Annotated in this window: 5 protein-coding genes and 1 pseudogene; 1 reads left to right on the plus strand and 5 read right to left on the minus strand. The window is 68.8% G+C overall.

The genetic code is table 11. The annotated features are described in order from the left end of the window. Window positions 1–6 precede the first annotated feature (6 nt). Window positions 7–924, minus strand: coding sequence for an ABC transporter permease (locus AC27KI_RS06025; RefSeq protein WP_272550879.1), 918 nt, complete (start codon window positions 922–924; stop codon window positions 7–9). A gap of 46 nt (window positions 925–970) precedes the next feature. Beyond that, the gene (locus AC27KI_RS06030; protein ID WP_272569814.1) at window positions 971–2,452 is read right to left on the minus strand and encodes an ABC transporter substrate-binding protein; all 1,482 of its coding nucleotides are present in this window, start codon (window positions 2,450–2,452) and stop codon (window positions 971–973) included. A gap of 234 nt (window positions 2,453–2,686) precedes the next feature. Here AC27KI_RS06030 and AC27KI_RS06035 point away from each other — a divergent pair, with 234 nt between their 5' ends. After that, window positions 2,687–3,631, plus strand: a complete 945-nt coding sequence (locus AC27KI_RS06035) for a LysR family transcriptional regulator (protein ID WP_349817231.1) — start codon at window positions 2,687–2,689, stop codon at window positions 3,629–3,631. A 30-nt stretch (window positions 3,632–3,661) separates the two neighbouring features. Here the strand turns inward: AC27KI_RS06035 and AC27KI_RS06040 are convergent. The 3 genes and pseudogenes from AC27KI_RS06040 to AC27KI_RS06050 all read right to left on the minus strand — a co-directional run. Continuing rightward, window positions 3,662–4,575, minus strand: a pseudogene (locus tag AC27KI_RS06040) (hydroxymethylglutaryl-CoA lyase). Between the two features lie 42 nt (window positions 4,576–4,617). Continuing rightward, window positions 4,618–5,538: a 2-hydroxyacid dehydrogenase gene (locus AC27KI_RS06045; RefSeq protein WP_487113038.1), complete on the minus strand. Its 921-nt coding sequence runs from the start codon at window positions 5,536–5,538 to the stop codon at window positions 4,618–4,620. 37 nt (window positions 5,539–5,575) lie between these two features. Beyond that, a partial coding sequence (locus tag AC27KI_RS06050; RefSeq protein ID WP_487113040.1) for an acyl-CoA carboxylase biotin carboxyl carrier protein subunit occupies window positions 5,576–6,134 on the minus strand: 559 nt, incomplete at its 5' end.

The raw sequence follows: 6,134 nt of genomic DNA on the forward strand, positions 1-6,134 counted from the left end.
GTGGCGTCAGCGGGTGCGCATGCGCGGGTCGAGCGCGGCGTTGAGCACGTCGGCCAGGAAGGTGAGCGCGATGTAGAACACCGCGATGATCAGCACCACGGCCTGCACCACGGGGTAGTCGTTGCGCGCGATGGAGTCCCACGCGAGCTGCCCCAGCCCCTGCATGGAATACACCGACTCGATCACCACCGAGCCGCCGAGCATGAAGCCCAGCTCCACCGCGGCCAGCGCCACCACCGGAATGATGGCGTTGCGCAGCGCGTGCTTGAACACCACGCGCGAGCGGCTCAGGCCCTTGGCGCGCGCGGTGCGGATGTAGTCCGCGCCCAGCACGTCCAGCATGCCGGCCCGCGTGAGCCGCATCATGGCCGGCATGGCGTAGTAGCCCAGCGCCACCGCCGGCAGCACGAAATGCTGCCAGCTCGTGTTGCCCGCCACGGGCAGCCACTTCAGGCCCACGGCGAACAGCAGCACCAGCGTGAGCGCGAACCAGAAGGTCGGCATGGCCTGGCCCACCACCGCCACCATCAAGGCCAGGCGGTCGATCCACGTGTCGCGGTAGAGCGCGGCCAGCACGCCCAATGGAATGGCCACGGCCACGGCCAGCAGCAGCGCCACGCCACCGAGCTTGAGCGTGATGGGCAGGCGCTCGCCGACCAGCTCCATGACGGTGTTCTGGAAATAGAACGACCGCCCGAAATCCAGCCGCGCCGCCGCACCCAGCCAGTCGAAGAACTGCTCCACGATGGGGCGATCCAGGCCGTACTGCACGCGGATCTTCTCCACGTCGGCGGCGCTCGATTCCGGGCCCGCGATCGCGGTGGCCAGGTCGCCCGACAGGTGCAGCAGCATGAAGCTGACGACCGCCACGGTCAGCATGACGCTCAGCGCCACCAGCAGGCGGCGAAAGATGTAGATCAGCATGGCAGGGGCCCGCGAGGGTGTGGGAGGGACACGAACGCCGGGGCCGTCACTTCCAGCTGGCCTGGAAGAAGCGCGGCAGCTCGTCGGGCTGGGCCTCGAACTTCAGGTCCGAGGTGAACGCGTAGTTGGTCGAGTACGAAAACAGCGGCGCCCACATGGCCTGGGTGGAGATGCGCTGCAGCGCCTGGGCGTACTTGGCCTTGCGCTCGGCTTTGTCCACCGTGGCGTCGGCCGTCTGCATCAGCGCGATGACCTGCGGGTCCTTGGCGGTGTCGTCGGGGCCGCCTTTGAAGAAGTTGCCCACGAAGGCCGAAGCGTCGTTGATCGAGAACGATCCCCAGGCCTGGAACGTGAGCGGCGCACGGCCGGCGCGCAGCTCGGTGCGCAGCGCCGGGTACTGCACGAAATGCAGCCGCGCGCGGATGCCGACCTTGCGCAGGTCGCCGATCATCGCCTCGGCGTACTCGCGCTCGCGGTAGGCCCACAGCGCGGTGTCGAAACCGTTCGGGTAGCCTGCCTCGGCCAGCAGCGCCTTGGCCTTGGCCGGGTTGTATTCGTACTGCTGCACCTTGCTGGTGTCGCAGCCGAACTGCGTGCGAAAGCACGGCGCATACACCGGCTGGCTGCCGCCGCGCACCAGGCTGTCGGCCAGCCCCTTGCGGTTGATGGCGTAGTTGAGCGCCTGGCGCACGCGGGGGTCCTTGAAGGGCGCGGCCTCGGGGGTGGTGCCGTTGTTGTTGATGGAGATGAAGCCCACGCGCATGGTTTCGCCGCTCAGCACCGAGAGGTTGGGCGCCGCCTTCAGCGAATCGGCCTGGTCGGCCGGCACGCGCCAGATCCAGTCCACCGCGCCGGTCATCAACTGGGCCATGCGGGCTTCAGGGTCGCGGATCACGGTGAACTTCACGGTGCCGATCTTGGGCTGGCCCGCAGGGCTGTCCTTGAAGTAGGCGGTGTTCTTCACCATCGTCACGCCCTGCCCCGGCACCACGCTGGTGATCTTGTAGGGGCCGCTGCCCACCGGCGCCTTGCTGAACCCTTCCAGCCCCACCTTGGTGAAATAGGCTGCGGGGTAGATGGGCGTGGGGCCGGCCAGGTATTCCAGCGCCGCGGGGAACGGCGTCTTGAGGTGGATGCGCACCTCGTAGTCGCTCACCTTGTCCACGCCCTTGATCCAGTCGGTGTTCTGGCGCGTGGCGATCTTGGCGTCGGGGCCGGTCACCACGTTGAAGGTGTAGGCCACATCGTCGGCGGTGAACTTGTCGCCGTTGTGGAAGGTGACGCCCTGGCGCAGCGTGACCAGCAGCGCGGTGGGCGACTCCCACTTCCAGGCGGTGGCGAGCTGCGGCTTGAGCTCGCCCGTCTTCGTGTCGCGGTAGAGCAGCGTGTCCCACGCCATGGCGGCCAGCACAACGCCCTCGCGCATGTTGTTGTGGTACGGGCTCACGTTCTCGACCTCGTTGTCCGACGCATAGGTCAGCGTGTCGTTGGCCTTGCCGGCGTGCGCGCCGGCCCCGAAAACCATCATGCCCAGTGCCAGACAGCCCCGGCGCACCCAGTGGGTGAATAAATGCCCCATTGCGAACTCCTTCATCGTGATGAAACAGGAAACACAGTGAACGGGAGCAAGAATGGGACCTCGGAGACGTTTCCGCCATTACCGAATATCGCGGCGAGCGATCTCAAAAAGGCAATGCTCCCGTCGCATTGCGCCTATGCTTGTGGGATTGCCGCAGTGCACCACGCCCCATCGCCCACCGCCATGAAACGCTCGCAGATCGTCGCCCGCCAATTGCAGGACACGGCCCTGCGCTACTTCCTGGAGGTGGTGCGCTGCGGCTCGATCAGCGAGGCCTCGCAGCGGCTGAACGTGGCGGGCTCGGCCATCAGCCGACATATCGCGCATCTGGAAGACATCCTGGGAGCGACGCTGTTCGACCGCCACGCGCGCGGCATGGTGCCGAGCGCGGCGGGCGAGCTGCTGGCGGTGCATGCGCAGAAGTCCGCGCACGACGCGGAGCGCGTGGTGCATGAAATGCAGGCGCTGCAGGGCATGGAGCGCGGGCGGGTGCGCCTGGCCTCGTCGGAGGGCTTCGCGCTGGAATTCCTGCCCCGGCTCATCAGCGATTTCCGGCGGCGGCACCCGGGCATCCAGTTCCACCTGGGGGTGTTTCCGCCGGCCGAAAGCACGCGGCGCGTGCTGCTGGGCGATGCGGACATCGGCATCACCATGAGCCGCAGCGCCGAAAAGGACATCCGCATCGAGCTGCTGCAGCCCTCGCCCGTGCTGGCCGTGGTGCAGCGCGGCCATCCGCTGACGCGCTTTCAGCAGGTCAGCCTGTCGCAGCTGCAGAACTATCCCGTGGCGCTGCCCGAAATGGACACCACCGTGCGGCAGCTGTTCGACATCGCGTGCAGCCGCCAGAAGGTGCAGATCGACCCCGTGCTCACCAGCAACTACATCGCCAGCCTGTTCGGGTTCGTCAAGCACGAGCCCGAGGGCGTGTCCATCTCGGGCGAGATCACCATGCGCTACCAGATCGAGCGCGAGGAGATGGCCTGCGTGCGCCTGCGCGACCGGGGGCTGGACCTGCGCAACATCGAGGTGCAGACGCTGATGGGCCGCACGCTGTCACGCGCGGCGCAATCGTTTCTCGCGCACCTCAAGGAGCAACTGCAGAGCGTGGCCGCGCCGCCCGGCGGCTGACCGCACCCAGCGCCCAGACCCTGCGCGGCCTCAGCCCAGGCGCTTGGTCAGCAACGCCTTGGCGGCGCGCGAGTTGGACGGCCGGCCCAGGAAATCGCTGATGTACGCGCCCGCATCGATGAGCGCGTCCAGATCGATGCCCGTGTCGATGCCCATGCCGTGCAGCATGTAGACCACGTCTTCGGTCGCCACGTTGCCCGTGGCGCCCTTGGCATAGGGGCACCCGCCCAGGCCCGCCACCGACGTGTCGTACTGCCACACGCCCATCTCCAGCGAAGCCAGCGTGTTGGCCAGCGCCTGCCGTAGGTGTCGTGGAAGTGGCCCGACACCGCGTCGACGCCGTAGTGCTGCAAGGTGGCCTCCATGGCGCGCTGCACCTTGCGCGGCGTGCCCACGCCGATGGTGTCGGCCACGCCGACGTGCTGCACGCCGATCTGCTTCATCAGGCCCGCCAGGTACGCCACGCGCTCGGGCGCCACCTCGCCCTCGTAGGGGCAGCCCACGGTGCAGCTCATGGCGCCCCGCACGGCAATGCCCGCCGCGCGCGCCGCTTCAACCACCGGCGCGAAGCGCTCGATGCTCTCGGCGATGCTGCAGTTGATGTTCTTCTGGCTGAAGGCCTCGCTGGCCGAACCGAAGACGACGATCTCGTCGGGCCGCGTGGGCACGGCGGCCTCGTAGCCCTTGAGGTTGGGCGTGAGCACCGAATAGCGCACGCCGGGCTGGCGCTCGATGCCCGCCATCACCTCCACGTTGTCCGCCATCTGGGGCACCCACTTGGGCGAGACGAAGCTGGTGACCTCGATCTCCGTCAGCCCGGCCGCCTGCAGGCGGTGCACGAGACCGATCTTGACCTCGGCGGGCACGGGAGACTTTTCGTTCTGAAGGCCGTCGCGCGGGCCGACATCGACGAGTTTGACGCGGGAAGGAATGCTGCTGCTCATGGGGAAATCCTGCGGTAAAGAATGCGGGGCGGTGCCCGAGGCCTAGTAGCCGCGCCGGGGGTCCACGATGCCGGCCACCGGCTCGCCGCGCTGCATGGCGGCGATCTTGCGCGCGATCTGGGCGATGCTTTCTTCGCGCAGCGTGCGGGCGGAGGTGTGGGGCGTGGTCGTGATGCGGGGGTGCGTGCGCAGCGGGTGGTCGGCGGGCAGGGGCTCGGTGCGGAAGACGTCGAGCGTGGCCCCGGCCAGGTGGCCGGCGTCGATGAGGGCGATCAGGTCGTCTTCGACCAGGTGCGCGCCGCGCGCCACATTGACGACATAGCCGCCGGGCTGCAGGCGCGAGAGCATGTCGCGGTTCATGATGTCCTGCGTGTCAGGCGTGAGCGGCAGCAGGTTCACCAGCACGCGGCTGGCAGCCAGGAAGCCGTCGAAACCCTCCGCGCCATGAAAGGCCCGCACGTCCTCCACGGCCTTGGGCGAGCGGCTCCAGCCGTTCACCGGGAACTCGAAGTGCGCCAGCGCCTTGGCCACCCGCTCGCCCAGCACTCCCAGGCCCATGACGCCGACGGAGAAATCGCTGCGCAGTCGCGGCCGGCGGTAGGCCCAGCCCCCGGCGCGCATGTCGGCCTCATAGGCCTCGAACTCGCGGAAGTGGCGCACCACCGCGTGGCACACGTATTCGGCCATCTGCACGGCCATGCCGGCATCGTCCAGCCGCACCACCTGCGCGCCGGGCGGCAGGCGCAGGGCCAGCAGCGCATCCACGCCCGCACCGATGTTGAAGAGCGCCTGGATGCCGGCCTGCTCGTCCATGAACTGCTGGGGCGGCGCCCAGACCACGGCGAAATCGGCCGGGGGGGCGCCCGGTTGCCAGACGGTGATGTGCGCCCCGGGCAGCGCGGCCTGCAGGCCCTGCAGCCAGGGCTCAGCCTTGGTGTGCGTACAGCAGAAGGTGATGTTCATGGCGCAAGAGCGTATCGTGGCTGCGGATTGCGCGCTGTCACGCGGGCGAGAGCTTGAGCAGCTCGGCGCCTTCGGTCACCTGGTCGCCGGGCGCATAGAGCAGCTCCTGCACCGTGCCGTCCACGGGCGCGGCGATGGTGTGCTCCATTTTCATGGCCTCCATCACGGCCAGGGCCTGGCCCTTGGTCACGGCATCGCCCGCTTTCACGGCGAACGACACCACCTTGCCGGGCATGGGCGCGGTCAGGCGTCCGCCTTCGGACTGCGCCTCGCCCGCATGGGCCAGCAGGTCGATGGCGACGATCTGCGTGGCGCCGCGCGGCGTGAAGACGTGGTCGGTCTCGCCCTGGGAATGCACCACGGCGCGCGTGCGCTGGCCGGCGAAGTGCAGGTCCAGGCCCTCGCCATCGGCGGTGAAGGCCAGCGGCCCGGCCACGGCCGCATCGCCCTCGCCCACCGCCAGTTCCATCGCGCCGCCCGCGGCGTAGGTGAGCCAGGCGTTGGCAGGCTGGCCGCCGAACTCGAACGCGAACCGGCGGCGCGTCACGCCGTGCGATTGCCAGCCGTCGCGGCGGCTGAACGGGTCGGCCCCCTCG

It is taken from the genome of Acidovorax sp. KPB24-03, from assembly GCF_057546605.1.

Excerpts from the sequence above, each read along its gene's own strand:
- AC27KI_RS06025 (WP_272550879.1), bottom strand. The coding sequence starts at position 924 with ATGCTGATCTACATCTTTCGCCGCCTGCTGGTGGCGCTGAGCGTCATG.
- AC27KI_RS06035 (WP_349817231.1), top strand. The coding sequence starts at position 2,687 with ATGAAACGCTCGCAGATCGTCGCCCGCCAATTGCAGGACACGGCCCTG.
- AC27KI_RS06030 (WP_272569814.1), bottom strand. The coding sequence starts at position 2,452 with ATGATGGTTTTCGGGGCCGGCGCGCACGCCGGCAAGGCCAACGACACG.
- AC27KI_RS06045 (WP_487113038.1), bottom strand. The coding sequence starts at position 5,538 with ATGAACATCACCTTCTGCTGTACGCACACCAAGGCTGAGCCCTGGCTG.